Genomic DNA, 26,773 nt, shown 5'->3' with positions numbered 1-26,773 from the left:
AAGTGTTGTTTTTCCGAGCTAGCACAAACCCTGGCGCTGGAAAGGCGTCACGGCGTCGTCATCGATACCATCCCGACCCCGACCCTTTGCCATGACTCCAAGCCTTCTTCCCGCCCTGTCCCGCGTGATCGCCAGCGTCGACGCGCCGCGCAATTTTCGGGCGCTCTATGCCCTGCTGGCGTCGCTTTGCATGGCCGGCCTGCTGCTGGCGTCAGCACAGTCTGCGCTGGCCCGCGAGCAGACGCTCGCGAGTGCCCTCTGGATGGGACTGGGGCTGGCTGTCGCCTTTTTTGGCGTCAATGCCACCGGCCTCATGCTCATGGACCAGGCACGCGGCCTGCCGGTGCGCGACCCGCAGGACGCTTTTGCGGATGCGCTGCGCTGCGGGCACCGGGTGCTGGTGGTGGTGCTGATCAGCCTGGCGCTGGCGGCGTTGGCCGCGTTGCTGCTGGCGGGCCTGCTGTGGGCCACGCGCTGGCCGGTTGTGGGCGCGCCGCTGCTGGCCGTCGTGCTGCCGCTGGCTGTGCTGGTACTGGGAAGCATTGCCTTCACCCTGGTGGTGCTGGTAGGCCCGCTGACCGGGCCGGCCGTCTGGGCCGGCGCCAGCATTGGCAGCGTGCTGGCGCTGCTGCGCCAGCGCTTGCGCCATGGCCTGCCCGAAACCGCCTTGCTGATGGCCACCGTCTACCTGTTGACCGGCCTCGCCACGGCGGCGGTGAGCTTTGTCGTCGTCAGCGGGGGTCGGCTGATGGCGGGCCTGGCCATCCTGGGCGCCGGTGTGGAGTTGCCGGCCGGCCAGCTGCTCGCCGGCCTGGTGGGCCTGGGGCCGCGCGGCCTGGGCGCAAGTGGCGTGCCGCTGCAGGGCGGCGCGCTGGGCACCGCGGCCCTGGTCGGCGGCGGCGTGGTGTTCGCGCTGGCCCTGGTGTTGCCGACGCTGGTGTGGCTGCGCGGCTGCTGTGCGGTCTACCTGGCCGCGACCGAGCGCGAGTGAACACGCCCCGTATCGCGAGCCTGGTACCCAGCGCGACCGAGACGCTGGTGGCCCTGGGCCTGGGCCCCTGGCTGGTGGCCCGCACGGGCTTCTGCGTGCATCCGGCCGCGCAGGTGGCCGCCGTGCCCAAGGTGGGCGGCACCAAGGACGTGAATCTTTCCAAGCTGCGGCGGCTGGCGCCCACGCACGTCATCCTCAATGTGGATGAGAACCGGCGCGAGACCGCTGACGCGCTGCGCGAATTCGTGCCGGAGCTCATCGTCACCCACCCTTGCCGGCCGCAAGACAACCTGGCGCTGTTCGAGCAGCTCCGCGCCGCCTTCGCCGACGTGCCTGGTGTGAACGACCGGGCCGCCGCGCTGTCGGCTGACTTCCAGGCCGCCCTCACCCGCTGCCGCAGCCGACCGCAACGCGCTGAGCGGGTGCTCTACCTGATCTGGCGCGAACCGTGGATGACGGTCGCCCGCGACACCTACATCGCCACCCTGCTCGCCGAGGCCGGCTGGCAGACCTGGCCCGACGTCGTCGGGGGCGAGCACGGCGCCGCCCGTTACCCGGCGCTGACCGGCCAGGAGCACTGGCTGGCCGATGTCGACCGTGTGCTGCTGAGCTCCGAGCCCTATCGCTTCGGCCCCGCACACCTTGCCGAAGCGCAGGCCTTGTGCCCACGGGCGCGTGTGCAACTCGTGGATGGCGAGCTGCTGAGCTGGTGGGGCGTGCGCGGCACGGTCGGCCTGGACTACCTGTGCCAACTTGCCGCTGACGCGGTGCCTTGAGCCGCCACAATCCGCGCCCATGGACATCTACAAGCCTCTCGTTGCGCTGCTGGCCATCGTCAATCCGGTCGGCGTGGTGCCCTTCTTCATCCACTTCACCGCGGCCTTCAGCCGCCAGCAGCGGCGCAGGACCATCCTGGTGAGCGCCTGCACAGCGGGCATCGTCATTGCGCTGAGCGCCTTGTTCGGCCTGAAGATCATCGAGTTCTTCGGCATCTCGCTGGCGAGCTTCCAGGTGGGCGGCGGCTGCCTCCTGCTGATCAGCTCGTTGCAGATGCTCAACGCCCAGCCCGCCGAGGCCCGCAAGGAAGACGTGAGCGAGGGCAACAGCAAGGCCGACGCCGGCGCCAGCATCGCGGTCGTGCCGCTGGCCATTCCGCTGCTGACCGGCCCGGCCACCATCTCCACCATGGTGATCTACGCCGACAAGACCCGCGTCTGGTGGGAGCTGGCCGTGCTGTGCGGCTATGGCGTGGTGGTGGCGCTGGTGACGTTCGTGGTGTTCTCGGCCTCGGGCCGCATCGCCAAGGTGCTGGGCCAGACCGGCATCAACATCATGACGCGGCTGATGGGCCTCATCCTCGCAGCGCTGGCGGTGGAACTGTTGGCCGACGGCCTGATCAAGCTCTTCCCCGTGCTGGCGGCGCGCACCGTCGGATGAGCCTGTTCGGCCTGCCGCCGATCTGGATGGCGCCCATGGCCGGTGAGGCGGCCAGCGCCGCGCTGGTGGCCGCTGTCAGCGCCGGCGGCGGCTTCGGGCAGCTCGGCGCCGCCTACCTGGCGCCATCGCGCATCACCGAGATCGCGGCTGACATCCGCGCCCGTACCAACCGCCCCTTCGGCATCAACCTCTTCTGCCCACAGGCCTGGACGCGAGACGACGCGGCCATCGACGCCTACCTCGCCCTCCTGGCCCCCTGGCATGCGGAGCTGGGCCTGCCCGCCCCGGTGCGGCCCGCAGTGTGCGAGGAAGACTTCGAGGCCCAGCTTGCCGCCGCCGTGGCCGCCCGACCGGCCGTGCTGAGCTTCGTGATGGGCGACCCCGGCGCGGCGCGTGTGGCGGCAGTCAAGGCGCAAGGCCTGGTCGTGCTGGGCACGGCCACGCAGGTCAGCGAGGGCCTGGCACTGCAGGCCAGCGGTGTGGACGGCGTCATCGCCCAGGGCTTCGAGGCCGGGGGGCATCGCGGCGGTTTCCTGGGCAGCGCCGAAGGCGCCGGCATCGGCACGATGGCCCTGGTGCCGCAACTCGTGGACGCGCTCGACGTGCCCGTCATCGCGGCCGGTGGCATTGCCGACGCCCGTGGCGTGGCCGCGGCGCAGGCCCTGGGCGCGAGCGCCGTGACCGTAGGCACGGCCTTCCTGCTCGTGGACGAGTGCCCGCTGTCGCCGGCCTACCGGGCCGCACTGCTGGATGCACGAGACAGCGACTCCACGCTGACCCGCGCCTTCTCCGGCCGCCTGGCGCGGGGCCTGGCCAACCGGGTCACGCGCGAGCTCGAGGGCACCGCCCTGCCCGCCTTCCCGCAGCCCAATGCCGCCAGCCGCCCGCTGCGCCAGGCGGCAGCCAAGGCCGGGCGCGCCGAGTTCATCAGCCTGTGGGCGGGCCAGGCCCTGCCGCTGCAGCGCCACCCGGGCTCGGCCGCCGCGCTGGTGGCCGCCCTGGCCCGGAGCTGGCGCGCATGATCCTGCTGCTGGAAGACGACCCCGCCATCGCCGACACCGTGGTCTTCGCGCTGCGGCGCGAGGGTTTCGAGGTCGAGCACCGCGGCTGGCTTTCCGAGGCCCGCGAACGCCTGCAGGCCACGCCGCCGCCGCAGCTGCTGATCCTGGACATCGGTCTGCCCGACGGCCATGGCCTGGACCTCTGCCGCGAGCTGCGGGCCGGGCCGCTGCGGCATCTGCCGGTCATCGTGCTGAGCGCCCGCAGCGACGAGATGGACCGCGTGCTCGGCCTGGAACTGGGCGCCGACGACTATCTGGCCAAGCCCTTCAGCCCCCGTGAGCTGGTGGCGCGGGTGCGCGCCCTGCTGCGGCGCGCCCAGGCGGCCGCACCTGCCGCGCCCGCCGGCTTCGTGCTGGACGGCGCGCGTGTGCTGCTCGATGGCGTGGCGCTGAACCTCACCAAGCTCGAACTTGGCCTGCTGACCCACCTGTTGCGCGCACCGCGCCGCATCCACAGCCGCGACGCGCTGCTGGACGCCGTCTGGGGCAGCAGCGCCGAAAGCACCGACCGCACGGTGGACACCCACATCAAGACCTTGCGCGCCAAGCTGCGCGAGGCGGCCCCGGCGCGTGACCCGATCAAGACGCATCGGGGGCTCGGGTACTCGCTGGAGCCGTGAGCCATGAAGCCACTGCCATGCTGACGGACACGCACAAGGCCACAGAGACACAGAGTCACAGAGAGATCACCAGCTCCTCTGTGTCTCTGTGCCTCTGTGGCTGTGTTGGCTGTTCCTGGGCTTGCTGAGGTCACCGCATGCGACTCGGCCTGCGCGTCTTCTTCGGCTTCTTCCTGATCGCCGGCCTGTCGGCCGTGCTGCTGCTCAAGGTCTTCCTGGCGGAGGTCAAGCCCAGCGTGCGCGAGGTGATGGAAGACCTGATGGTGGACACCGCGCACCTGCTGGCCGAGACCGCGGTGCAGGAGTTCGCCCAGGGCGGGCCACGCACCGACGGACCGCTGGCGCAGGCCCTGCAGCGCTATCGTCAGCGGCCGGTGGATGCCGTCATCTGGGGCCTGCGCAAGCAGACGCTGGACCTGCGTATCGTCGTGACGGATGCGCGGGGCCGCGTGCTGCTGGACTCGGGCGAGCCGAGCGCCGTGGGGCAGGACTACTCGCAATGGCGCGACGTGGCCCGCACCCTGCGCGGGGAGTACGGTGCGCGCTCAAGCCCGCAGGTGGCCGAGCAGGACCGCACCACGGTGCTGGTGGTGGCTGCGCCGGTGCAGCACGGCGGCCGCACGGTGGGCGTGGTGAGCGTGTCCAAGCCGGTGGCCAGCGTGCAGCGCTTCATCGACCGGGCCGAGCGCCGGGTGTTCTGGGCTGGCGCGCTGCTGCTGGCCGTGAGCCTGGCCACGGGCGTGGCGGTCACGCTGTGGCTGGTGGCTTCGGTGCGGCGCCTGCGCCGCTACGCCCAGCAAGCCCAGGCCGGCCAAGCCATCGCACCGCCCGACATGCCTGGCGAACTCGGTGACCTGGCCCACGCGATGGACGACATGCGCCGCCGGCTCGAAGGCCGGGAGCAGCTGGAGCATGACGTGCGCGCGCTGACGCATGAACTCAAGAGCCCGCTGGCGGCCCTGCGCGCCAGTGGCGAGCTGCTGCAGGACGAGCTGCCACCGGCCGACCGCCAGCGCTTCGCCGCCCAGGTGCTGGATCAGACCGCCCGTCTGCAGACCCTGGTGGAGCGCGTGCTGGCGCTGTCGCAGCTGGAGGCACAGGTCGGCCTCGGGGAGCGCCAGCGCATCGCGCTGGCCGACTGGGCCGATGCCCAGCTTGCCCACCCGATGGCGCGGCTGGCACAACGCGGGCTGCAGGTGGTGTGGACGCAGCGAGACGCGGTCATGGTGGACGCCGACCCAGCCCTGCTGGAGCTGGCCTTCGGCAACCTGCTGGCCAATGCCATCGATTTCGCCCCGGAGAACTCGACGCTTGAACTCGCAGTCAGCACGACCGCCACCTCGGCGCGGTTGACGCTGCGCGACCACGGCCCCGGCGTGCCCGCGGCGGGCTTTGCCCAGCTCGGTAAGCGCTTCTTCTCGACCGCGCGGCCGGGCAGCCGCGTGAAGGGCTCGGGCCTGGGCCTGGCCATCGCGCGGCGCGTGGCGGAGCTGCACGGCGGGCGCCTGGCCTTCGAGGCGGCCGAGCCGGGGCTGCGGGTCACGCTGGTGCTGCCGCGCTGACTTCACGCCCGCTTCACACAGCTCGTCATGCCCTCACCGCCGCTGGCGATGCTGGCGGCATGAAGCTCAATCCCACATTCACCAAGCTGGCCATCCTGGCCGCCGTCACCCTGCTGCTGTGCTACGTGCTCGCCGAGATTGGCGGCCTGGCCCGCGAGCGACAGTCCCGCCAGCGCGATGCGGCAGAGAACGTCGAGCAGTCGTTCGCCGGGCCGCAGAGCCTGTCCGGCCCCATGCTGACCCGCTACTGCCGCGAGACCTGGACCGTGCCCGGCCCAGACAAGAAGACCTCCACCGAAACCCGCGACTTCTGGCTGTTCGCGGCGCCGCGCACGCTCCAGGTGACGGGCGGCATCAGCCCCGAAGTCCGCCATCGCGGGCTGTTCAAGGTCAACACCTATGCCAGCCAGCTCACCATGGAAGCGCAATGGCCGCAGCTGGCGTCACTGGAGGGCAAGGCGGAGCATGCCAACGGCCAGGTCGACTGCGAACCCGTCGTGGCCTTCGTGGCGCTGAGCGACACGCGAGGCATCCGCGCCGCCGAAACCGTGGTGAGCGGCCAGCCCCTTCCCGTCTTGCCCGGCGGTCTCCACCCGGACTATGCGTCGGGCCTGCATGCCGTACTCCCCGGGGTTCGCCTTGACGCGCCGCTGGCGCTGTCGCTCAAGCTGACCCTGGTGGGCAGCCGCAAGCTGGGCCTCGTGCCGGCGGCGGAAAGCACCCGTGTGTCGCTGCAATCCAGCTGGCCGCACCCCAGCTTCTTCGGCCAGTTCCTGCCCACGCAGCACCAGGTCGGCGTGAGCGGCTTCTCGGCCGACTGGCAGGTGTCGTCACTGGCCAGCACCGCGGTCGCCGACATGAAGGCCGGCCGGCCGCTGCCCTCGCTGCAAGCACTGGACAGCGACCCACTCCCGGCCTACCACCCCGCGGCCAAGCCCGCGAGTAAGCCAGCGATGGACGTTCTCGCCGTCGAACTGATCGACCCCGTGAACCCCTACGTCATGAGCGACCGCGCCATCAAGTACGGCCTGATGTTCATCGCGCTGACCTTCCTGACCGTGGGCCTGACCGAGCTGCTGACGGGACGGCGCGTGCACCCCGTGCAGTACCTGTTCGTGGGCATGGCGCTGAGCCTGTTCTTCCTGCTGCTGCTGAGCCTGTCGGAGCACCTGCCCTTCCTGGTGGCCTATGTGATCGCCGCGGCGGCCGCGGCCGGCGTGCTGACGCCCTATGCCGCCGCGATGCTCGGCAGCTGGTGGCGCGGCGCGGCCTTCGGCGGCGGTATCGCGCTGCTGTACGGTGCGCTGTACGTGCTGCTCAGCCGCGAGCAGACGGCCCTGGTGATCGGCGCCGTGCTGCTGTTCACGGTGCTGGCAGTCGTGATGACCCTCACGCGCCGACTGGACTGGTATCGCCTGGGTGGCAGCGTGCCCGCGCAAGGCTGAATTACGCTTGGGGCCATGTCCCAAGGTTTCGACTACATCATCGTGGGCGCCGGCACGGCCGGCTGCCTGCTGGCCAACCGCCTCAGTGCCGACCCGAGCAAGCGCGTGCTGCTGCTGGAGGCGGGGGGCAAGGACGACTACCACTGGATCCACATCCCCGTCGGCTACCTGTACTGCATCGGCAACCCACGCACCGACTGGTGCTTCAACACCGAGGCCGAGGCCGGCCTCAACGGCCGCCGCCTGCGCTACCCCCGCGGCAAGGTGCTGGGCGGCTGCTCCAGCATCAACGGCATGATCTACATGCGTGGCCAGAGCCGCGACTACGACCTCTGGGCCGAGCTCACCGGCGACGACACCTGGCGCTGGGAGCGGGTGTTGAAGGCCTTCCGCCGCCATGAGAACCACTGGCGGCTGGACGACCCCAAGACGGCGCCCGCAGGCTTTGCCGAGATGCACGGCAGCAAGGGCGAATGGCGGGTGGAGCAGCAGCGCCTGCGCTGGCCCATCCTCGACGCCTTCGCGGCGGCCGCCAACGAGGCCGGCATCCCGCCGACCAGCGACTTCAACGCCGGCACCAACGAGGGCGTGGGTTATTTCGAGGTCAACCAGAAGAAGGGCTGGCGCTGGAACACCGCCAAGGCCTTCCTGCGGCCCACCTGCTTCGGACGCCCCAACTTCGAGCTGTGGACCGGCGCGCAAGTGCGCAAGCTGCGCCTGCTGCATGACGACACCGGCCTGCGCTGCTGCGGCGTGGAGGTGCTCACGCCCAAGGGGGTGGAGCAGCCCTGGCTGAATGCGGGCGGCGAGGTGATCCTGGCGGCCGGTGCCATCGGCTCGCCGCAGATCCTGCAGCTCTCAGGCCTGGGGCCGGCAGCACTGCTGCAGCAACTGGGCCTCACCGTCGAGCGGGACCTGCCCGGCGTCGGCGCCAACCTGCAGGACCACCTGCAGATCCGCGCCGTCTACAAGGTGCAGGGCACCACGACGCTCAATACGCGCGCGTCCTCGCTGCTGGGCAAGGCCATGATCGGGCTGGAATACGCGCTGCGCCGCAGCGGCCCCATGAGCATGGCACCCAGCCAGCTCGGCGCCTTCACGCGCAGCAGCCCCGACAAGGCCTGGCCCGACCTGGAATACCACGTGCAGCCGCTGTCGCTGGAGGCCTTCGGTGAACCGCTGCATGCCTTCAACGCCTTCACGGCCAGCGTCTGCAACCTGAACCCCACGAGCCGGGGCACCGTCCACATCACGTCGCCAGATGCGACCGTGGCACCGGCCATCCAGCCCAACTACCTCTCCACCGACGCTGACCGGCAGGTGGCGGCGCAGAGCCTGCGTCTGACGCGCCAGATCGTCGCCCAGCCGGCCCTGGCCCGATTCAAGCCCGAGGAATACAAGCCCGGCCCGCAATACCAGACCGACGAGGAACTCGCGCGCCTGGCCGGCGACATCGCCACCACCATCTTCCACCCCGCCGGAACCTGCAAGATGGGCCGCCGCGAGGACCCGATGGCCGTCGTCGACTCGCGCCTGCGCGTGCGTGGCGTGAGCGGCCTGCGCGTGGCCGACGCCAGCGTGATGCCCACCATCACCAGCGGCAACACCAACTCGCCGACGCTGATGATTGCGGAGAAGCTGGCGGGCTGGATGACGGCCTGACCTGCATGCGACGACACCGCGACAATCGCGGCCATGTCGTCCCCGTCTCCCCGCGTGCTCGCCGTCATCCCGCCGATGACGCAGCTGAACACGCCCTACCCGTCCACCGCCTACCTGACCGGCTTCCTGCGCAGCCGTGCGGTCGATGCACACCAGGTGGACCTGGCGCTGGCCCTGGTGCTGGAACTCTTCTCGCCCGCCGGCCTGCGCGAAGTACGCGCCGCGGTGCAGGCGCTGCCGGCAGCGCAGCGCACGCCGCAGACCGCCTGGTTCGATGCCGAGTTCGACACCATCACCGCCGTCACGCCGCGGGTGCTCGCCTTCCTGCAAGGGCGCGACCCAACGGTGGCCCATCGCATCAACACCCGCGCCTTCCTGCCGGAGGGCGCGCGCTTCGCGTCGCTGGACCACTACGTGGGCGAGGAGGGCGAGGACCCGCTCGCCTGGGCCTTCGGTGCGCTCGGCCTGCAGGATCGCGCCCGCCACCTCGCCACCCTCTTCCTGAACGACCTGGCCGACGTGCTGCGCGATGCGGTGGACCCGCGCTTCGAGTTCGTGCGCTACGCCGAAAAGCTGGCAGCCGCCCAGGCCTATTTCGACCCACTCGCCGAAGCGCTGGCCGAGCCGCCGCACCTGATCGACCGCACGCTGCAGCGGCTCACGCGCGAGGCGCTGGCGGCGCACCGGCCTGACGTCGTGCTGCTGTCAGTGCCCTTCCCCGGCTCGGTCTATGCCGCGCTGCGCATCGCCCAGGCCATCAAGGCCGAACGGCCCGGGGTGGTGTGCGTGCTGGGCGGCGGCTACGTCAACACCGAGTTGCGCGAACTGAGCGAGCCGCGGCTGTTCGACTTCGTCGACTACGTGACGCTGGACGCGGGCGAACGGCCGCTGCTGGCGCTGCTGGAGCACCTCGCCGGCAAGCGTTCCAAGACACGGCTGGTGCGGACCTTCTGGCGCGACGGCGAGCAGGTGCGCTACACCAACTTCGTCGAGCCCGACGTACCGTTCGACGATGTCGGCACGCCGACCTGGGACGGACTGCCGCTGGACGGCTATCTGTCGCTGCTGGACATGCTCAACCCCATGAACCGGCTCTGGAGCGACGGTCGCTGGAACAAGCTGACCGTGGCCCACGGCTGCTACTGGAAGAAGTGCAGCTTCTGCGACGTGAGCCTGGACTACATCTCACGCTACGAGGCGGCGAGTGCGACCGTGCTCGTGGACCGCATCGAGGCCATCGTGAAGGAAACCGGCCAGACCGGCTTTCACTTCGTCGACGAAGCCGCGCCGCCCAAGGCGCTCAAGGCCCTGGCCGAGGAGCTGCTGAAGCGCGGCGTGGCTATCAGCTGGTGGGGCAACATCCGCTTCGAGAAGACCTTCACGCCGGAGCTCTGCCAGCTGCTGGCCGACAGCGGCTGCATCGCCATCTCGGGCGGGCTGGAGGTGGCGTCGGACCGGCTGCTGCAGCTGATGAAAAAGGGCGTGAGCGTCGAGCAGGTGGCGCGCGTGACCAAGGCGTTCGCGGATGCCGGCGTGCTGGTGCATGCCTACCTGATGTACGGCTTCCCCACCCAGACCACGCAGGACACGGTCGACGCGCTGGAGTACGTGCGCCAGCTGTTCGAGCACGGCTGCATCCACAGCGGCTTCTTCCACCGCTTTGCCTGCACGGTGCATTCACCCGTGGGCATGAACCCGGCAGCGTACGGCGTCACGCTGCAGCCCTTGCCGGCCGACGCGCGCTTCGCCAAGAACGACATCGCCTTCATCGACCCCACCCCCACCGACCACGACGGCCTGGGCCAGGGCCTGAAAAAGGGCCTGTACAACTTCATGCACGGCATCGGTCTGGACCACGACATCCGCAGCTGGTTCCCGGTGCGCGTGCCCAAGACCACCGTCCCGCGCCGCTTCATCGAGCGCGCGCTCACCGCCCCGCGCTGATGTTCACTGCCACCTTCACCTTTGCCAAGGGCGAGTACGACGCCGACTTCCACGCGCTGGACGCCCGCATCGCCGCCATGGCCCGCGCCATCCCCGGCTACCGGGGCGAAGAGACCTGGGAGAACCCGGCCACAGGCCAGATCTCCAACGTCTACTACTGGGACTCGCTGGAAGCCCTGCAGCAGCTGATCAGCCACCCGGATCACCGCGAGGCCAAGCAGGCGCAGGCCCGCTGGCTGAAGGGCTACCAGGTCGTCATCGCCCAGGTGCTGCGCAGCTATGGCGACGGCGGCATGGATCACCCCCTCGCCCCGCGAGAGCCCGCTGCCGCCTGAGGAGAGCCCCGCATGCAACGCCGCGCCTTGCTGACCTTGACCGCCCTGCCCTGGCTCGCCCCTGCCGCACCAGGCAAGACGGTGCGCACCCGGGTCGACACCCCGCTGGGCGCCTTCGTCATCGAGGTGAACCCGGCGGTGGCGCCGCTCACGGTGGCCAACTACCTGGCCTATGTCGACGCGCACCAGCTGGATCGCGCCTGGGTCTACCGCCTCGTCAACCTGGCCAACCAACCGAAGAGCGCGCACAAGATCGAAGTGGTGCAGTGGGGCCTGAACCTGAAGGACGACGCGCCGCCGCTGCGCCCGGCCGTCCCGCACGAAACCACACGCGACACCGGCCTGCGCCACCGCGATGGCACGATCTCGATGGCGCGCGGCGCGCCCGGTACGGCCACGGCGGAGTTCTTCATCTGCGTCGGCGACCAGCCCGAGCTGGACTTCGGCGGCCGCCGCAACCCTGACGGCCTGGGCTTCGCGGCCTTCGGCCAGGTGGTCAGCGGCATGGACGTGGTTCGTGCCCTGCACCGCCGGGCCGGCCCCGAGCAATGGCTCGCAGCCCCGATCGCGATCGGGCCGGTGCGGCGCGTCTGACCTCGGCAAGCTGGCAGGCGATGGCTTGACTCCTAGCCGGCAGCCTGTCGGGGGCCCTTGCTGCCCGCCGCTGCGGAGGGCGGATTCGGCATCAAGGCCGACAAGAAGAAGTCCACCGCCAGCATGGCCATGGGCCGCAGCTGCGCCGGCTTCAGGTCCCTGGGGTTCTGTTGATAGATGCGGCCGCTCACCTGGGCGTTGAGAAGCGCTGTGAACTGCTGGGCGGCTATGGGCGGGTCCACCGGCTGGATCTCGCCTCGCCGCACGGCGTGCTCGATCAGCTCGGTAAGGCGCGCCTGCATCTGCGCCGGGCCCGCCTCGAAGAACAGCTCTCCCACATTGGATTGCCCGGCTGAGGCCACGATCACCCGATGCAGCGAGCGCGCACGTGAATCGTTGGCGACCACCTTCAAGGCCTGCTCTCCGAAACGCAAGAGAACCTGCTGCAGGCTGAGCCCTCTTTCGATGCCCTTCTCCAGCTCCGCGATCGCATCTGCCATGTGCGCGGTGACGAAGGTCTTGACCACGGCCACGACGAGGTCGTCCTTGGTGGGGAAGTAGCGGTAGAGCGTCGACTTCGACCCTCCCAGGCGTCGCGAGATCTCGCTCATGGACGTCGCCTCGTAGCCCAGCTGCTCGAAAAGCAGCGCCGTCAGCCGAATGATGTCGGCACGGCGTTCATCGGTCATCACCCGCATGGAACCCCCATAACAGTACGGCATCGTACGTTTTTCTTTGACCCCGCGCGGGCTTCGGAAAAAGAATTTATGCGTCCTGATCAGTACCGAAATCCGCAGCCACCGACGCTGCGCCAACCCGAACGACCGAAAGCACGCCATGAAATCCACACGCCTCCTCCAGGCCTGCCTGGCCCTCGCCCTGACCGGCCTCGCTGCCTGTTCGACGCCCCAACCCCATCGATACGAGGAGATCGCATCGTCGAGTCAACTGCGCCAGAACAACGATGAACGACGGGACCGCATTCCCTACAGCGTGGATCGCGCGGTTTCGTGGGCCTCCTACGCCAACCTGATCCTGGACCCCGTGATCGTCTACGGCGGTCGCGACTCACAGTTCGAGGACGTCTCTCAGGAAGAACGACAGGAACTGGCCGAGTACATGTTCCAGCGCTTCTCGCAGCAGCTGGATCAACGATTCGGACGGGTCGGCAGGGTCCAACCGGGCACCTTGCGCATCCGGCTGTCGCTGACCGGAGCGAAGCCCAACACGGCGGTCGTCAGCACCGTGACCCGCTTCGATCTGGTGGGCGCGCCGTACAACGCTGTGCAGGGCATTCGCGGCAAGGAGGGCGCCTTCATCGGCTCTGTCATGTACTCGGTCGAGATCTACGACGCCAGCTCGGGCGAACTGCTGAAGGCGTTCGTCGCCAAGCAGTTTCCCAACGCCATGAACGTGGCGGCCACCTTCGGACGACTCAAGGCCGCCCGCGTCGGCATCGACAAGGGCGCCGAGGAACTGCTCACGATGCTGAAGTAGCCCGCTGCGAGGACGCTCATGTCGCGCATGACGAGCACAGGATCGGCGCGCGCCGTGGAGCGCGGCCTGCTGCTCGTCATCTGCACCGCCGGGATGGCCCTGGTGTCCACAGCCTATCTGGTGGCCAGCGCCACGCCGGCGCTTGCCCAGCTGCTGCCAATGCCCTGCAGGCTGATACCACCGGTCCCTGCGCCCCCTCCTCGACCCGCACTCAGCACCCACATGCCGAAGCCCGGTCGCGCCGCCCGTCCTGCTTGATTCGCCATTGCTGCAGTGCACAATGGCCGCCTCAACCGGAGGTGCGGCGATGCGGCGAGTCGTGTTCAACCAGAAGGGCGGCGTGGGCAAGTCCACGATCACGAGCAACCTGGCAGCGATTGCGGCAGCCAGCGGCCGGCGGGTGCTGGTGATTGACCTGGACTGCCAGGGCAACACCAGCCGCTACCTGATGGGCGAAGCGCTGGACGAGGCCACCCCCGGCTCGGCGGCGTTCTTCGAGTCGACGCTGAAGTTCAGCGTGCGCGCGCCGGCGCTGACCGAGTTCGTCACCGAAACGCCCTGGGAGCACCTGCACCTGATGCCCGCGGGCCCCGAGCTGGATGAACTGCACGGCAAGCTGGAGAGCCGCTACAAGATCTACAAGCTGCGCGATGCGCTGCTGCCGCTGGCCGACGACTACGACGAGATCTGGATCGACACCCCGCCGGCGCTGAACTTCTACACCCGCTCCGCGCTGATCGCGGCCCAGGGCTGCCTCATCCCGTTCGACTGCGACGACTTCTCGCGCCGGGCGCTCTATGGGCTGCTGGAGACGGTGGAGGAGATCCGCGCCGACCATGCGCCGGAGCTGTCGGTCGAGGGCATCGTGGTGAACCAGTTCCAGGCCCGCGCCTCACTGCCGCAGCGCGTGGTGCAGGAGCTGCTGGACGAAGGGCTGCCGGTGCTGGAGCCCTACCTCTCCAGCAGCGTGAAGGTGAAGGAGTCGCACGAACTGGCCCGGCCCATGATCCACCTGGAGCCCCGCCACAAGCTCACGCAGGAGCTGGTGGCGCTGTACGAGTCGCTGGGCTGAGCGCCGGCCGCGTCAGCGGCAGCTCGCCGCCAGGCGCAGGCCTTGCTCGCGCGCCGCGGCCAGGCCGGCGGCGTCCAGCGGCTGCGCGAGACGGTCCTGCAGGGCTTCATCGGTCAGCGGCCGGTGCCGCAAGCTGGCCTCGGCCACCGCATAGGCCACCGCACGTGCCGCGTCGCGCGGCGCCAGCTCACCACTGTCGGACAGGGTCGCCAACAGCCCACTGGCAAAAGCATCGCAACGCCCGGCAGCCTGTTGCAGGCCCGACAGCGTCTCGGCCCGCCAGGCCTGCAGCTGCTGCTCGTCCAGGGCCACCAGCGGGTCGGGCCCTTCCATGTACACATCCACCTGCGCCGCCGGAATGCCGGCGCGTGCGGCCTGCGCGAGAAAGCGAAGCCGCTCCTCGATGAGCGACCGCGGCAGGCCGGCGCACTCGCTCGTGCCCTCGCCGCGACTGCAGTCGGTGAGCCGTCGGTAGGCGTCATGCGCTGCCTGCGCGTCACCCAGGCGCGCCGCAGCGACCGCCCGCATGACGGCGGACGGCGCCACGCCGGAGCTCGCGGGCGCCCGGCGGCTCGATGGCACCGGGCTCGCCACAACGGTCGGGACGGTCGGGGTCGTCCGCAGCAGCAAGGCGGGCACCGCGGCGGCCTGGCGGTCGTGCTGCTCGACCGGCAAGTCGGCGGCAGGCCGGATGGCCAGCCACGCCAGCAGCAGACCGAGCGTCGCCAGGGCGGCCAGCCAGGCCGTCCGGGTGCGAGGCGCGCGGTGTGGCGTCACGTCAGTTCCAGAGATAGCAGTAGGTCTGGCTGCGCTCCAGGTTGCTGCCCACGCTGCCACTGGCCGAGAAGCGCTTGACCCAGCCATTGGGCGCACTGGTGGTCGGCACGTCGCCGCAGTTGGTGTGCACCCAGTGGATGCCCACGCCGCTGGTGTACTTGGCGCCGCACAGCTCCAGCCGGTCGTTGACCTTGATCGCCGCGAGCGACGCGGGCACGCTGCTGGCGTTCTTCACGTAGTCGACCGCGAAGACGTTGTCGATGGCCACGTCGTACACCTTGCCGTCCTGGTCGGCACGCAGGCTGAGCTTGGTGTGCGAGAGCTTGATGCCCTGCAAGGTCTGCGTGGCGGCAGCGAACTTGGGCGCGGCCGTGACCGTGCCGGTCAGGAAGCTGCCCTTGGCAGCGCTGCACAGGCTCTGCTCGCTGGCCAAGGCGGTGGAGGCCAGCGCGAACAAGGCGAAGGCGACGGAGAAAGACTTCATGGCGTTCCTCTGGGAGATGAAGGGGCAAGGCAGGCTAGCCTGACGCCCCGTGATGGCAGCCCCGTGACATCACGGCCCGGAAAAAAGGGACGCCTTCCCGGTTGACTTTTGCGGCTGCCCCGCCGCGCCCGATGCGCAAAATCGCGGGATGAACGTCTCCTCCGCCGTGCACGTGGTCGGCGCCAGCGTCCAGACCCAGATCCCCATCATCATTGCCGAGCTCGGCCCCATCGCCGACCGGCTGCAACTGGCCCGCGAGGCCATCGACGAGCTGCGCGTCAGCCACCCGCTGTCGCCCACGTCCAACGTCAAGTCGGCCTACATGAGCCCTTGGGAGAGTCACCTGCTCAACCCGAAGCTCATGCCGCTGTGCGCGAGCGTGGTCGACATCGCCAAGGCCGCGGCACCCAAGGCCTGGTCAGGCGACCTGGGCGCCCTGGGGCTGGACCTGCGGGTGCTGCAATGCTGGGGCGCGATCTATGAGCAGGCGGATCACACCGTGGCCCACAACCACTGGCCCGCCGACTTGAGCTGCGTGGTCTACCTGGAGGCCGAGCCGGGCTGTGCACCGCTGGTGTTCTCGCGCGACAGCGTCTACCACCCGCGGCCGGCCACGCTGGTCATGTTCCCCGGCATCGCGATGCATGAGGTGCCGCCCACGCCGGGACGGCGGGTCATCGTGGCCATGAACCTCTTCAAGCAGCTGGCATTGAAGCCGGCGGCGGCAGGCTGAGGCGCGCCCGCAGGCCCGGCCCGGCGTGGGCATCCAGCAGCTCCAGCCGGCCGCCATGGCGCGCGGCGATGTCAGCCGCAATCGCCAGGCCCAGGCCGCTGCCCGAGCCGCTGGCCGTGCTGCCGCGCCGGAAACGCTGCATCGCCGCCGCACGCTCAGCCGGCGGAATACCCGGGCCGTTGTCCTCGACTTCCAGCCAGGGGCCGGTGGTGTCGGTCCCGCAACGCACCGTGATGCGCGCCCCGCCGCCGGCATAGCTGACCGCGTTGTGGATGAGGTTCTCCAGCAGCTCGCGCAACAGGAAGGCATGCCCCTGCGCCGGCGCCTCGGCCAGCTCAAAGCCCAGGTCCACGCCACTGGGCAGGGACCGGTGCGCCCAGTCCTGGCCGCTCTCGGTGGCGATGTCGCGCAGGTCGATGCGCTGCTCGACGTCCACGCTGCGGTCTTCCGCGCGGGCCAGTGACAGCAGCTGCTGCGCCAGGCGCGCGCTGCGCGTGACACGGTGGCGCAGGCGCTGCAGCAGCGGGTCCACCCGCTGGTCGTGCGGCTCCAGCATGGCGAGTTCGATCTCGGTCTGCAGCGAGGTCAGCGGCGTGCGCAGCTGGTGCGCGGCGTCGGCCAGGAATTCGCGCTGCGCGCCGGCCGCGCGCGCCAGCCGCTCAAACAGCCGGTTGAAGGCGGCCTGCAGCGGCACCAGCTCCCGCGGCAGGCGGGCCTCCAGCGGCGTGAGGCGATGCAGGTCGCGGTGCTCCAGCTCGGCGCTGAGCTCGGTCAGCGGCGTGAGGCCCTGGCGGATGGCCCACCAGCCCGCCAACGCGAGCAGCACGGCCAGGCCCGCGCCATTCAGCGCCACGAGCGAGCCGATCTGGCGCTGCAGGGCGTCGCGTTTGTGCAGGGTCTCGGCCACGAGGATCTGGCAGCTCTGCCCACCGCCGCAGTCATGCCCCAACTGCACGAGGCGCAGCGAGCGGTCGCGCAGCTTGGCGTCGCCATACCAGGAGCGCCCGGCCACCTGCGCTGGCGGTCGCGGCTGCAGGTCGACCAGCCCGGCATCGCCCTGCAGCACCTCGCCGTCAGGCGCGAGCACGAGGTAGAAGACATCGTCCTGGCGGTCGAAGCGCAGCGCGCGGTCCATGGTGGCGCTGATCTCGATGTGCGGCTCGCCGCTGCGCACGTCGATCTGCCCGGCCAGGGTCAGCGCGGTGTCTTCCAGGCCTTCGTCGAGCCAGCTCTGGGCGCTGTCCTGCACCTGCTTGTACAGCCCGATGGCCAGCAGCGGCAGCGCCACCAGCAGCGGCAGCAGCAACCAGCCAAACAGACGCCGCTGCAGGCTGGAGCGGGGGCGGTCAACCAATTTCTTCGAGCAGGTAACCGAGGCCGCGCACGGTGCGCAACTGCACGCCGCCCGGCTCGATCTTGGCGCGCAGGCGTGACAGGCAGACCTCGATGGCGTTGTCGCTCACGCCCTGGTCCCAGGCGTTGCTGGCCAGCGCGATGTGTTCCTTGGGCACCACCTTGCCGGCGCGCGCCATCAGGAAGCCGAGCACGTCCCACTCGCGGGCGGACAGGGCCAGGGGCTCGTCGTCGATGTAGGCGCGGCGGGCCTCCTGGTCGATGCGCAGGCGGGCCAGCTGGAGCTGATTGCTGGTGCGCGCCTGGCTGCGGCGCACCAGCGCGCGGGCGCGGGCCACCAGCTCGGTCAGCGCGAAGGGCTTGACGAGATAGTCGTCGGCGCCGCCCTCCAGGCCGCGCACACGATCCTCGACGGCATCGCGGGCGGTCAGGATGAGCACCGGCACGGCCAGGCCCTCACCACGCACGCGGCGCAACGTCTCGAAACCGTCGATGCCCGCCAGACCGATGTCCAGGATGAGGAGGTCGTAGGCGTCCTCGCGCAGCGAGCGCGGCACGGGCTCACCGCGGGCGGTGCAGTCCACGACCCAGCCTTGCGAACGCAGGGCGCGGGCGGTGGTTTCGACGAGATGTTCGTCGTCTTCGACGAGCAGGATGCGCATGGTCACAAGTATGGCGCGAGACCGCCCGCCGTGCTGACAGCGCGCTGTCAGACGAGGAAAGCTGCCGGCAAGGCGGGCGACAAGCGGCTGACGGCGGGGCTTTCGACACTGCTGGCCATGAACTCAATGCACCCGCAGCGCCCCGCCGTGTTGCTGTTCCACGGCCTGTGTGCCAACCCGCTGGAGCTGGCGCCCGTCGCCAAGTCACTGCGAGAAGTCGGTTATGTCGTCGAGACCCCGGCCATGGCCGGCTACGGTGTCAGCGCCGCCACCGGCGAGCAGTTGCCGGTGCCGCCCTTCGAGCACTGGCTCGCCGAGGCCGAGGCGGCCTTCGACCGTCTGGCAGCCCAGCATGGCCGCGTGGCGGTGGGCGGGCTGTGCATGGGCGCGGTGCTGGCGCTGGCCCTGGCGGCACGCCGCCCGGCCGCGGCGCTGGTGCTGATCTCCACCACCCTGCATTTCGACGGCTGGAACGTCTCGCCCTGGCGGCGCCTGCTGCCGCTGGCGTATCTGCCGCCGCTGCGCCGGCGCATGAGCTTCAAGGAAACCGCGCCCTTCGGCCTGAAGAACGAACGGCTGCGCGCCTGGGTGGAACAGGCCATGGCCACGACGCAGGTGTCGGCGGTGGGGGCGGCGCGACTGTCAGCCGCCTCGCTCTACCAGGCCTCGCGGCTGATCCGCCATGTGCGCGCCCGGCTACCCCGCCTGGCCGCGCCGGCGGTCGTGCTGCACGCCACCGAGGACGACGTGGCCAGCCCGCGCACCGTGCACGAGCTGCAACGCCGCTTGGGCCAGCCCCCCGAGGTGCACTGGTTCCACGACAGCTATCACATGCTGACGCTGGACAACGAACGCATCGCCGTCGCGCGCACCGTGCGCGACTTCCTGCTGCGCAGCCATCCGCTGGCCGCGCTCCCCGCCACCCACGCCACCCCCACCTGGACCGACCATGCCCAACACGCTTGAACAACTCTGCACCCTCGCCCAACGTGAGCTGGGTGCCGAAGGCCTGACCGACAAGGTCGACACGCCGTTTGCCGAACTCGGCCTGGACTCTCTCGGCCTGGTGGACTTCATGTTCACCGTGGAAGACCACTTCCACGTCAACATCGAGCACGATCGCGCGCTGGCCAACCCCACACTGAGCGGCCTGGCCACGCTGGTGGATGAGCTGCTGCTGGCCAAGGCGCAGCCGGTGGCGGCCTGATGCACGTCTGGATCACGGGACTGGGGGCGGTCAGCGCCCTGGGCCGGGGCGTCACGGCGTTGACGCAGGCGCTGCAGGCCGGCCGTTCCGGCATCACGGCCCAACCCGGCAGCCCGGCGCATGCGCTGCGACCCCACGCGGCGGCCGTGGTGACCGAGCCCCTCGGCGCTCACCTGCCACCCGCGCAGCGCAATCTCTACGATCGCCACAGCCTGATGGCGCTGGAGGCCGCGGCCGAAGCCTGGGCGCAGGCCGGGCTGCCCGAGTTCGCGCCGGCGCCCGAGCGCGCGGCCGTCAGCTGGGGCACCGGCCTGGGCGGCTCGGCTTCGCTGGAGGCGTCGTACCAACAGATGTTCACCGCGCAGCCGCCGCGGGTGCACCCCTACACCGTGGTGCGGGTGATGGCCAACTCGGCCGGCTCACACCTGGCCATGCGTCACCAGCTGCGCGCCGCCCAGCTGGCGGTATCCAATGCCTGCGCCTCGTCGGCCCAGGCCATCGGCGAGGCGCTCTGGCTGCTGCGCAACGGCCGCGCCGACCTGGCCCTGGTGGGCGGGTCGGAAGCCATGCTCAACGTGGGCAGCGCGCTGGGCTGGCAGGCCATGGGCGTGATGGCGCCGCTGGATGCCGACCAGCCCGAGCAGACCTGCCGCCCCTTCGACGACGGCCGCCAGGGCCTGGTGCTGGGCGAAGGCGCTGCCGCGCTGGTGCTGGAGACCGAGGCCCATGCCCGCGCCCGCGGCGCCACGCCGCTGGCCGAACTGGCCGGCTACGGGCACAGCGTGGACGCGGTGCACCTGTCCCGCCCCGACGCCGACGGCCAGGTCCGCGCCATGCGGGCGGCCCTGCAGGACGCCGGCCTGGCGCCCGCCGACATCGGCTACGTCAACGCCCACGGCACGGCCACCGAGGTGGGCGACGCGGTGGAGGCCAGCTCCATCGAGGCGGTGTTCGGCACCGGCGCCGTGCCGGTGTCGGCCACCAAGGCGCTGCACGGGCACCTGATCGGTGCCGGTGGTGCGCTGGAGCTGGTGGCCACGGTGCAGGCCCTGCGCGGCGGCTGGCTGCCGGCCAGCGCCCATGTCCGCGCCAGCAGCCTGGGCAGCCAGATCGACCTGGTCACCGGCGCTGCGCGCCAGAGCAGCGCCCGGGCGGCGATGTCCAACTCCTTTGCCTTTGGCGGCAGCAACGTGGCCCTGGTGGTGACCCGCCCTTGAGACGCACTTGAGACGCACATAAGACGGTTTCCCGGCCGGGAACCGAAGCGACGAACCGGTTACTCAGCGTAGCAACGCACTACCATTGCCGACCTTTTGAAAGCGTCGGCAAGAGTCCGCAAGAGTCTGCCCTGGGGTCCGGCCATGAAACTGCTCGCCAAGTTCAATCTCGTCTATCTGCTCGTGATGAGCCTGGGCATCGCCCTGAGCGGCTACATCGCGCGCAACCTGCTGCAGGAGAACGCGCAGCAGGAAACCGTGGCCAGCGCCCGCATGCTGATGGAGAAGGCGCTGGCGGTGCGCAACTACACCAACACCCAGATCAAGCCGCTGCTGGCGGCCCAGATGTCGCAGGAGTTCCTGCCGCAGACGGTGCCCAGCTACTCGGCCACGGAGGTGCTGAACACGCTGCTGTCCAAGCACCCCGAGTTCGCCTACAAGGAGGCGACGCTCAACCCGACCAACCCGCGTGACCGCGCCACCAGCTGGGAGGTGGACATCGTCGGCCAGTTCCGCTCGTCGGCCGAGCTGAAGGAAACCGTCGGCACCCGCGACACGCCGGCCGGCCCGTCGCTGTACATCGCCCGCCCGCTGCGCATCACCGACCCGGCCTGCCTGGCCTGCCACAGCAGCGTGGATGCCGCCCCAGCCACCATGGTCGCCAAGTACGGCCCGGCGAACGGCTTCGGCTGGAACCTCAACGAGGTCATCGGCGCGCAGATCGTGTCAGTGCCGCTGGGCGTGCCGCTGCAGCGCGCCGACCAGACCTTCAAGGTCTTCATCAGCTCCCTCATCGGCGTGTTCATCGCGGTCGGCATCGTGCTGAACCTGATGGTGTGGATGCTGGTCGTGCGCCCGGTCACGCAGCTCTCGGCCCTGGCCGACCGCGTGAGCCAGGGTGAGCTGGACGCGCCGGAGTTCGAGGCCCGCGGCCGCGACGAGATCGCCACCCTGTCCGACTCCTTCTCGCGCATGCGCGCCAGCGTCGTGCAGGCCATGAAGCTCCTCGATTCATGAGCCAACCAGGCCGGGCATGAGCGACAAGAAGCATCCTGTTCAGCTGGGCAAGTACCGCATCACCGAGGTGCTCGGTGAGGGCGCGATGGGCGTCGTCTACAAGGGCTTCGACCCGGACATCCAGCGCACCGTCGCGCTGAAGACGATCCGCACCCAGCTCGACTCGGATGACGACAGCCCCGGCGCGCCGGCCTCGCGCTTCCGCAACGAGGCGCAGGCGGCCGGCCGGCTCATGCACCCGGGCATCGTGGCGGTCTACGACTTCGGTCGCGACCAGAGCGTGGCCTACATCGCGATGGAGTTCGTCGAGGGCCGGTCGCTCGCCAGCTACCTCGGCGCCAAGGTGCGGTTCACCGACACCGACATCCCCGGCATCATGAGCCAGCTGCTCGACGCGCTGGGTCATGCGCACGACAAGGGCGTGTGGCACCGTGACGTCAAGCCGGCCAACATCATCATGACGACCGCCGGGCGGCTGAAGGTGGCTGACTTCGGCATCGCCCGCATCGAGAGCAACAACCTCACCCAGACGCACTACATGGTGGGCACGCCCAGCCACATGGCGCCCGAGCAGTTTCTCGGCAAGCCCATGGACCGGCGCGTGGACATCTACGGCGCCGGCGTCGTGCTCTACCAACTGCTGACCGGCCGCGCGCCGTTCGCGGGCACGACCGAAGCCCTCATGTACAAGGTCGTCAACGAGATGCCCCAGCCGCCCTCCACGCTGGACGGCGTGCAGCGCCCGGGCTGGTTCGACGGCATCGTCGCCCGCGCGCTGGCCAAGCGCCCGGAGGACCGCTTCGCCACGGCCGAGGAGTTCAAGCAGGCCTTGATCGACGGCGCCGGCCAGGTGCTGGACGACACCTCCTGGGAGAAGACCGTCATGCTGGCGCCGCCGCGCGCCAAGGCGCCGCAGCCGCTGGTGTCGCCGACGCAGGCGCCGGTGTCGCTGTCCGGCACGCCGGTGCCCGGCTCCACCGCCGGGTCGCCACCGCCCTCTCACTGGGACAAGGCCCAGCTCAGCCAGGCCGAGCTCACGCTGGCCCGCCACGTCGGGCCGCTGGCCAGCGTGCTGGTGCGCCGCGCGGCGCGTGAGTGCAGCAACCTCGACGAGCTCTACACGCGGCTCGCCGAGCAGGTCAGCGACCCGCGGGCGCGGGACGCCTTCCTGGGCCAGGCCAGCCTCGTCACCGGGGGCCATCACCGCACGGCCGGCGGCACGCATGGCGCCGGCACGGGCAAGGGCACCAAAGGCAGCACCGGCGGCGGCGCCCTCAGCATCTTCGGCTCCAGGGGTTCACCGGGCTCGCAGGGGTCTCAGGCCTCCCAGGGCTCGGCCGGCGCCACCACCCTCGGCGGCCCGCTGACCGAGGCGGTGGTCGACAAGGCCCAGGCGCTGCTCGCCCAGCATGTGGGCCCGATCGCCAAGGTGCTGACCAAGCGCGCCGCCACCGGCACCGACAGCCGCGCCGTGTTCTTCAACCGCATGGCCGAGTCGGTCAACGACCCGGCGGCCCGCGCCAAGCTGCTGCACGAGCTGTCACGCCTGCCTTGAGCGGCGAAGCCCCATTCGCCATAGCCCATCGGGCCACGAGTTGAGGACACGTCATGCCAAGTCTTGAGGCGCTTTGCGCTTGCGTCTGCTGCATCTTGAGCGCAAGCCTGGCGCACGCGTCGCCCTGTGCGATCGACGGCGAGTACCTCCGCAAGGACGGCGCGAACCTCTCGATTTCGGCGGCAAGCGAATCGCCCGATGGCTCGATCAGCGTCAGGGTGCAGGTCCAGGCGTTCGGCAACATCGCGCCTGACGGTGCACCGCGATATGGAAACCTGGAAGGAGAGCTACAGCTCTCGCGCGACCACTGTGCCGGGGTCGTCGTCAGCGAAGAACTGCGATGCAAGATGGTGTTCAATTTCGCGGACAGGACCGTGCAGTTGCGTGAGATTGGCAGGTGCTTTACTGGCACGGGTGTCTCAGCAGACGGCCTCTACAGCAAGCGGCCGAACCGCGTTGTTCGCGGCTCGCCTAACGAGTAGCCTGTCGGGCACCTTCAATGCCAGAGCCATTCGTCGATCCGGCTGCAGGGCCACTTCGGCTGGCACTCGCCATCTCCTCTGAGGCGTCGCCTGCTGGTCTGTGAACATCGGGCGAGCTCAGCACACCGTGAACCGCATCGCTGTACAGATCACCGCCTTCGTTGATGAGCACCAGCCAGGATTCGTCGAATGCGCGCTGATCGACGCCGACGGGCGGCTGCACAAGTTTATCGAGAAGGCCTCCGTTGTCAGTGACGAGAACCTGCGGCAAGACAGCATCTACCCTCGACCCGGGTCAATGGCCTGCGAGCTACAGGCGGAATGGACGGATGACGCAGGCCGCACGCGGGTCAAGGTAAACACGGAACGGGCTTGGGGCATCGAGTCGTTAGAGGGGCTTCAAGATTTCGTGTTGTTCAAGAGCCAGCTACTCTGAAGACACGCGCCGCCATGATCCGCCGAAGATCGATTCGCCGTACGCGGACCGCGCATCGCGAGCCACTCACGACGTAAAGAAGGGGCCCGAAGGCCCCTGTCGTGCCGTGCGCCGCATGGGCGCACGGAGGTTCTGTCAGCGCCCGATCAGGGGTAGCTGATCGTCAGCGTGTACGGCGTCGTCGTGCTGGAGCCGCTGTAGCTCTGCACCTTGATGAAGACCGTGCGGGCGCTGCTGCCGTTGGTGTAGGTCAGCGACTCGGACGAGGTCGTGCCGCCGGAGCTGGCCAGGCCTGCACCGGAGGAGCTGACCAGGAACAGGTCGTAGTCGGTGCCGCTCGGGCCGCTCATGTCGACGCGGATCTTCTTGTTGGCCGGCAGGTCGATGCGGAAGTAGTCCTTGTCAGTCGCGGTGCTGATGAAGCCGCTGGCCGTGGTGGCGGTGCCGAGCACATTGGCCGTGGCGATGGTGCCGTTGGGCTCGACTTCGCTGACCGAGGCACCGGCGTTGGTCACGCTGAAGGTGACGTCGGTGGACGCAGCGCTGTTGGCGGCGGCGTCGAAGGCCTTGGCGACCAGGGTGTGCGCGCCGTTGGGCAGCGTGCGCGAATCCAGCACCAGCTGGTAAGGCGCTGTGGTGACGGTGCCCTTGAGCGAGCTGTCGACCCAGAACTCGACCTTGGTCACGCCGACGTTGTCGCTGGCGTTGGCCGACAGCGTGATGTTGCCGCTGTTGCCGGTGACGCTGGCGCTGACGGTCGGCGGCGTGGTGTCGCCGTTGTTGGCCGCACCCTGGTTGACCCAGATCGGCGCGGACCACAGGATCTTGCCGTCGTCCTGCGTGACCTTGGCGTAGTACACGTGCAGGCCGTCGGTCGGCGTGTGCGTGTAGCTGGCGCTGTTGGTCAGCAGGGTCATGGTGCCGTTGCGGCCCGGCACGCCTTGCCACACCTCCACCAGCGAGACCGTGCGGCCCGCGGTGTTGGCGAAGCCGATGTTCAGGTTGAGCGCACCCTGGTTGTTGATGCGCGAGCCCATGATGGCGCCGTTGGCGCTGAACACCAGCTGCGAGTTCTTGTCGTGCGTGGCGAACACCCGGCGGGCGCGCAGCGCATCGACGAAGCTGGCCTTGGTCAGCGCGGTGCCGTTGGGGATGAGCACGGCGGTGCGGTTGGTGTAGGAGGAGCCCCAGTTCGCGCAGTGGTTGTCCTGGTTGGTGGCCGGCGCGACGTGGAAGCCGCGCTCCAGGATCTTGCGGAAGGCGCTTTCGTAGCCCGAGCCCGGCGGCGTGGACTCGTCGTCCTTGTTGGAGAAGGCGCTGGTGTTGGAGATCTCGGCCAGCACCATGACCTCGTCACCGTCCGCGGTGTAGCCGAAATCGGTGCCGTTGACGATGAACTGGCCGGTGGTGTCGGGGTGGTTGAACTGGCCGACCTGGCCGGCGGCGCGCATCACGGTGTAGAGCGTGGCGTAGTCGTTCTTGGCGACGAAGCGGTGGCCGTAGAGCTGGTTGTTGGGGTCGTACTCCCAGCTGTAGAGCTCATCGCTGTTGAAGATGTTCAGGTGGCCGCCGCCGCTGATGACGCCCCACTCCATGCCGTACATGGCCAGGAAGCCCGGGTTGCTGGCGGTGTAGTTGGTGGCGAAGGTCACGCCTGCGGTGTAGCGGGCCTTGGCGTCTGCTGCCGGGATGGTGCCCAGGCCCGAGCTGCCGTCGAAGTAGTGGTTGTGGTCGGTGTTGCCGAAGAAGTCCAGACCCTTGCTCTTGGCATAGGGGAAGGCCGTGTCGGGACCGAACTTGCCGCTCTGCGCCGCTTGCGACGAGTTGCAGGTGGCGAGGTCGCCGCCGCCGTCGGAGTCGTTGGTCTGGCCGTGCAGGGAGCCGTAGTAGACGGTGTAGGGCCAGCTCGCGATGGCCGCGGCGGCCAGGGCCTTGGCGCGCGGCGCATCGGCGCCGGTGACCTGGCTGCCCAGGGGCATCGCGCGGTAGGCCGGCATCTTGGCCACGGGCGGCGTGCCCATGACGAACTTGAAGCTCTGCTCATGCGGCGCATGGCCATGGTCGTCCGCGGCAGCCAGGGCCTTCACGCGGGCCTCGGCGGTGTCGCCCGCAGCGGTCACGCCGGGGTCGGCCGAGAAGGCGGTCAGGCGGGCCTCGTACACGCCGTCGGGCAGCGCGGCCTTGTCGGTGCGGCCGGCCCAGTCGAAGTTCAGCGTGACCGGCTTGCCTTTGTAGAGCTCCACGCCGGCGTAGGTCTGCACCGTCTTGCCGTCCGGGCCGACGAGGTCGAGCCGGTAGGCCAGCTGCTGGCCCTCGGGGGCGCCGAGGTAGTCCATGGCCAGCGTGAAGCGGCGCGCGCCGCTGGGCTGGGTGCTGACGAAGGGCACGCCCAGGTCGGTCTCGAACTCATGGTGGTCCGGGTACTTGACGCTGGGGTGGACTTCAGCCGTCTTGACCAGCACGTCCGCCGCAGCGGGCTTGACGGTGGCTTCGGGCGACTGGGCGCCGCCGCAGGCCGCCAGCAGCAGCGGCAGCAGGCAGGCGGTCAGCGGGTGCAGGGAGAAGGAGCGAGTCTTCACGGGCGATCCTTGGCAGGCGTGGGGCAGTGGGGCGATGGGCGGGTCGCCCGG

At 69.8% G+C, this 26,773-nt stretch carries 27 protein-coding genes; 21 read left to right on the top strand and 6 right to left on the bottom strand.

Annotated elements, in window-relative coordinates; all coding sequences use genetic code 11:
* Positions 1 to 91: 91 nt before the first annotated feature.
* The 11 genes from CDO81_RS09380 (at position 92) to CDO81_RS09330 (ending at position 11,651) form a co-directional block, all read left to right on the top strand.
* A complete protein-coding gene (locus tag CDO81_RS09380) occupies positions 92 to 991 on the top strand; it encodes a hypothetical protein (protein ID WP_144397179.1) in 900 nt (299 codons plus the stop codon).
* On the top strand, positions 988 to 1,767 hold the full coding sequence (locus CDO81_RS09375; protein WP_241516930.1) for a helical backbone metal receptor: 780 nt from the start codon (positions 988 to 990) through the stop codon (positions 1,765 to 1,767). Before CDO81_RS09380 ends, CDO81_RS09375 begins: the two co-directional genes overlap by 4 nt.
* A 19-nt stretch (positions 1,768 to 1,786) precedes the next feature.
* Complete coding sequence (locus tag CDO81_RS09370) at positions 1,787 to 2,428, top strand: MarC family protein (protein WP_088482908.1); 642 nt, start codon at positions 1,787 to 1,789, stop codon at positions 2,426 to 2,428.
* Positions 2,425 to 3,450, top strand: coding sequence for an NAD(P)H-dependent flavin oxidoreductase (locus CDO81_RS09365; protein ID WP_088482907.1), 1,026 nt, complete (start codon positions 2,425 to 2,427; stop codon positions 3,448 to 3,450). The genes CDO81_RS09370 and CDO81_RS09365 overlap by 4 nt, the downstream gene beginning before the upstream one ends.
* A complete protein-coding gene (gene creB / locus CDO81_RS09360) occupies positions 3,447 to 4,109 on the top strand; it encodes a two-component system response regulator CreB (protein ID WP_088482906.1) in 663 nt (220 codons plus the stop codon). Before CDO81_RS09365 ends, creB begins: the two co-directional genes overlap by 4 nt.
* Positions 4,110 to 4,246: 137 nt before the next feature.
* On the top strand, positions 4,247 to 5,671 hold the full coding sequence (gene creC / locus CDO81_RS09355; protein WP_088482905.1) for a two-component system sensor histidine kinase CreC: 1,425 nt from the start codon (positions 4,247 to 4,249) through the stop codon (positions 5,669 to 5,671).
* Positions 5,672 to 5,730: 59 nt separating this feature from the next.
* Entirely contained in the window at positions 5,731 to 7,116 is a 1,386-nt protein-coding gene (gene creD, locus CDO81_RS09350) for a cell envelope integrity protein CreD (protein ID WP_088482904.1), read from the top strand.
* Positions 7,117 to 7,131: 15 nt separating this feature from the next.
* Complete coding sequence (locus CDO81_RS09345) at positions 7,132 to 8,778, top strand: GMC family oxidoreductase (RefSeq protein ID WP_088482903.1); 1,647 nt, start codon at positions 7,132 to 7,134, stop codon at positions 8,776 to 8,778.
* 33 nt (positions 8,779 to 8,811) lie between these two features.
* Complete coding sequence (locus tag CDO81_RS09340) at positions 8,812 to 10,722, top strand: B12-binding domain-containing radical SAM protein (RefSeq protein WP_088482902.1); 1,911 nt, start codon at positions 8,812 to 8,814, stop codon at positions 10,720 to 10,722.
* Positions 10,722 to 11,057 (top strand): antibiotic biosynthesis monooxygenase family protein, encoded by a 336-nt coding sequence (locus CDO81_RS09335; RefSeq protein WP_088482901.1) that lies wholly within the window; start codon positions 10,722 to 10,724, stop codon positions 11,055 to 11,057. Before CDO81_RS09340 ends, CDO81_RS09335 begins: the two co-directional genes overlap by 1 nt.
* Positions 11,058 to 11,069: 12 nt before the next feature.
* Positions 11,070 to 11,651 (top strand): peptidylprolyl isomerase, encoded by a 582-nt coding sequence (locus CDO81_RS09330; RefSeq protein WP_088482900.1) that lies wholly within the window; start codon positions 11,070 to 11,072, stop codon positions 11,649 to 11,651.
* A 32-nt stretch (positions 11,652 to 11,683) separates the two neighbouring features.
* On the opposite strand, the gene CDO81_RS09325 is transcribed toward CDO81_RS09330, so the two are convergent.
* Positions 11,684 to 12,340, bottom strand: coding sequence for a TetR/AcrR family transcriptional regulator (locus CDO81_RS09325; RefSeq protein ID WP_158218215.1), 657 nt, complete (start codon positions 12,338 to 12,340; stop codon positions 11,684 to 11,686).
* A gap of 148 nt (positions 12,341 to 12,488) precedes the next feature.
* Between CDO81_RS09325 and CDO81_RS09320 the strand changes: the two genes are divergently transcribed.
* Positions 12,489 to 13,148 (top strand): DUF3313 domain-containing protein, encoded by a 660-nt coding sequence (locus CDO81_RS09320; protein ID WP_088482898.1) that lies wholly within the window; start codon positions 12,489 to 12,491, stop codon positions 13,146 to 13,148.
* A 307-nt stretch (positions 13,149 to 13,455) separates the two neighbouring features.
* Entirely contained in the window at positions 13,456 to 14,220 is a 765-nt protein-coding gene (locus tag CDO81_RS09315; protein WP_088482897.1) for a ParA family protein, read from the top strand.
* A gap of 12 nt (positions 14,221 to 14,232) precedes the next feature.
* Here the strand turns inward: CDO81_RS09315 and CDO81_RS28020 are convergent, their stop codons facing one another.
* Positions 14,233 to 14,997: a hypothetical protein gene (locus tag CDO81_RS28020; protein WP_088482896.1), complete on the bottom strand. Its 765-nt coding sequence runs from the start codon at positions 14,995 to 14,997 to the stop codon at positions 14,233 to 14,235.
* A 1-nt stretch (position 14,998) separates the two neighbouring features.
* Positions 14,999 to 15,481 carry a hypothetical protein gene (locus CDO81_RS09305; RefSeq protein WP_193466491.1) on the bottom strand — a complete coding sequence of 161 codons (483 nt, stop codon included), beginning with the start codon at positions 15,479 to 15,481 and terminating at the stop codon, positions 14,999 to 15,001.
* A 148-nt stretch (positions 15,482 to 15,629) separates the two neighbouring features.
* Between CDO81_RS09305 and CDO81_RS09300 the strand changes: the two genes are divergently transcribed.
* Positions 15,630 to 16,214 carry a 2OG-Fe(II) oxygenase family protein gene (locus CDO81_RS09300; RefSeq protein ID WP_088482895.1) on the top strand — a complete coding sequence of 195 codons (585 nt, stop codon included), beginning with the start codon at positions 15,630 to 15,632 and terminating at the stop codon, positions 16,212 to 16,214.
* Here the strand turns inward: CDO81_RS09300 and CDO81_RS09295 are convergent.
* On the bottom strand, positions 16,177 to 17,568 hold the full coding sequence (locus tag CDO81_RS09295; RefSeq protein ID WP_088482894.1) for a sensor histidine kinase: 1,392 nt from the start codon (positions 17,566 to 17,568) through the stop codon (positions 16,177 to 16,179). The two genes, CDO81_RS09300 and CDO81_RS09295, sit on opposite strands and share 38 nt — an antisense overlap.
* On the bottom strand, positions 17,561 to 18,229 hold the full coding sequence (locus CDO81_RS27535; protein ID WP_144397177.1) for a response regulator: 669 nt from the start codon (positions 18,227 to 18,229) through the stop codon (positions 17,561 to 17,563). The genes CDO81_RS09295 and CDO81_RS27535 overlap by 8 nt, the downstream gene beginning before the upstream one ends.
* A gap of 117 nt (positions 18,230 to 18,346) precedes the next feature.
* Here CDO81_RS27535 and CDO81_RS09290 point away from each other — a divergent pair, with 117 nt between their 5' ends.
* The 7 genes from CDO81_RS09290 to CDO81_RS09260 all read left to right on the top strand — a co-directional run bounded on the left by CDO81_RS09290 (position 18,347) and on the right by CDO81_RS09260 (position 24,143).
* The gene (locus tag CDO81_RS09290; RefSeq protein ID WP_158218213.1) at positions 18,347 to 19,195 is read left to right on the top strand and encodes an alpha/beta hydrolase; all 849 of its coding nucleotides are present in this window, start codon (positions 18,347 to 18,349) and stop codon (positions 19,193 to 19,195) included.
* On the top strand, positions 19,179 to 19,436 hold the full coding sequence (locus CDO81_RS09285; protein ID WP_088482892.1) for an acyl carrier protein: 258 nt from the start codon (positions 19,179 to 19,181) through the stop codon (positions 19,434 to 19,436). The genes CDO81_RS09290 and CDO81_RS09285 overlap by 17 nt, the downstream gene beginning before the upstream one ends.
* Entirely contained in the window at positions 19,436 to 20,653 is a 1,218-nt protein-coding gene (locus tag CDO81_RS09280) for a beta-ketoacyl-[acyl-carrier-protein] synthase family protein (protein WP_088482891.1), read from the top strand. Before CDO81_RS09285 ends, CDO81_RS09280 begins: the two co-directional genes overlap by 1 nt.
* 144 nt (positions 20,654 to 20,797) lie before the next feature.
* Positions 20,798 to 21,670, top strand: a complete 873-nt coding sequence (locus CDO81_RS09275) for a c-type heme family protein (RefSeq protein ID WP_088482890.1) — start codon at positions 20,798 to 20,800, stop codon at positions 21,668 to 21,670.
* Between the two features lie 16 nt (positions 21,671 to 21,686).
* The gene (locus CDO81_RS09270) at positions 21,687 to 23,225 is read left to right on the top strand and encodes a serine/threonine-protein kinase (RefSeq protein ID WP_088482889.1); all 1,539 of its coding nucleotides are present in this window, start codon (positions 21,687 to 21,689) and stop codon (positions 23,223 to 23,225) included.
* 95 nt (positions 23,226 to 23,320) lie between these two features.
* The gene (locus CDO81_RS09265; RefSeq protein ID WP_158218212.1) at positions 23,321 to 23,707 is read left to right on the top strand and encodes a hypothetical protein; all 387 of its coding nucleotides are present in this window, start codon (positions 23,321 to 23,323) and stop codon (positions 23,705 to 23,707) included.
* 127 nt (positions 23,708 to 23,834) lie between these two features.
* Positions 23,835 to 24,143: a hypothetical protein gene (locus CDO81_RS09260; RefSeq protein ID WP_088482887.1), complete on the top strand. Its 309-nt coding sequence runs from the start codon at positions 23,835 to 23,837 to the stop codon at positions 24,141 to 24,143.
* 146 nt (positions 24,144 to 24,289) lie between these two features.
* On the opposite strand, the gene CDO81_RS28015 is transcribed toward CDO81_RS09260, so the two are convergent.
* Positions 24,290 to 26,722, bottom strand: a complete 2,433-nt coding sequence (locus tag CDO81_RS28015; RefSeq protein WP_158218211.1) for a CehA/McbA family metallohydrolase — start codon at positions 26,720 to 26,722, stop codon at positions 24,290 to 24,292.
* Positions 26,723 to 26,773: the final 51 nt, after the last annotated feature.

Source organism: Roseateles puraquae (assembly GCF_002205845.1).
In the GTDB taxonomy this organism is placed as follows: domain Bacteria; phylum Pseudomonadota; class Gammaproteobacteria; order Burkholderiales; family Burkholderiaceae_C; genus Pelomonas; species Pelomonas puraquae.
Note: the sequence above shows the minus strand (reverse complement) of the source record. Positions and strands in the feature narration are given on the sequence as shown.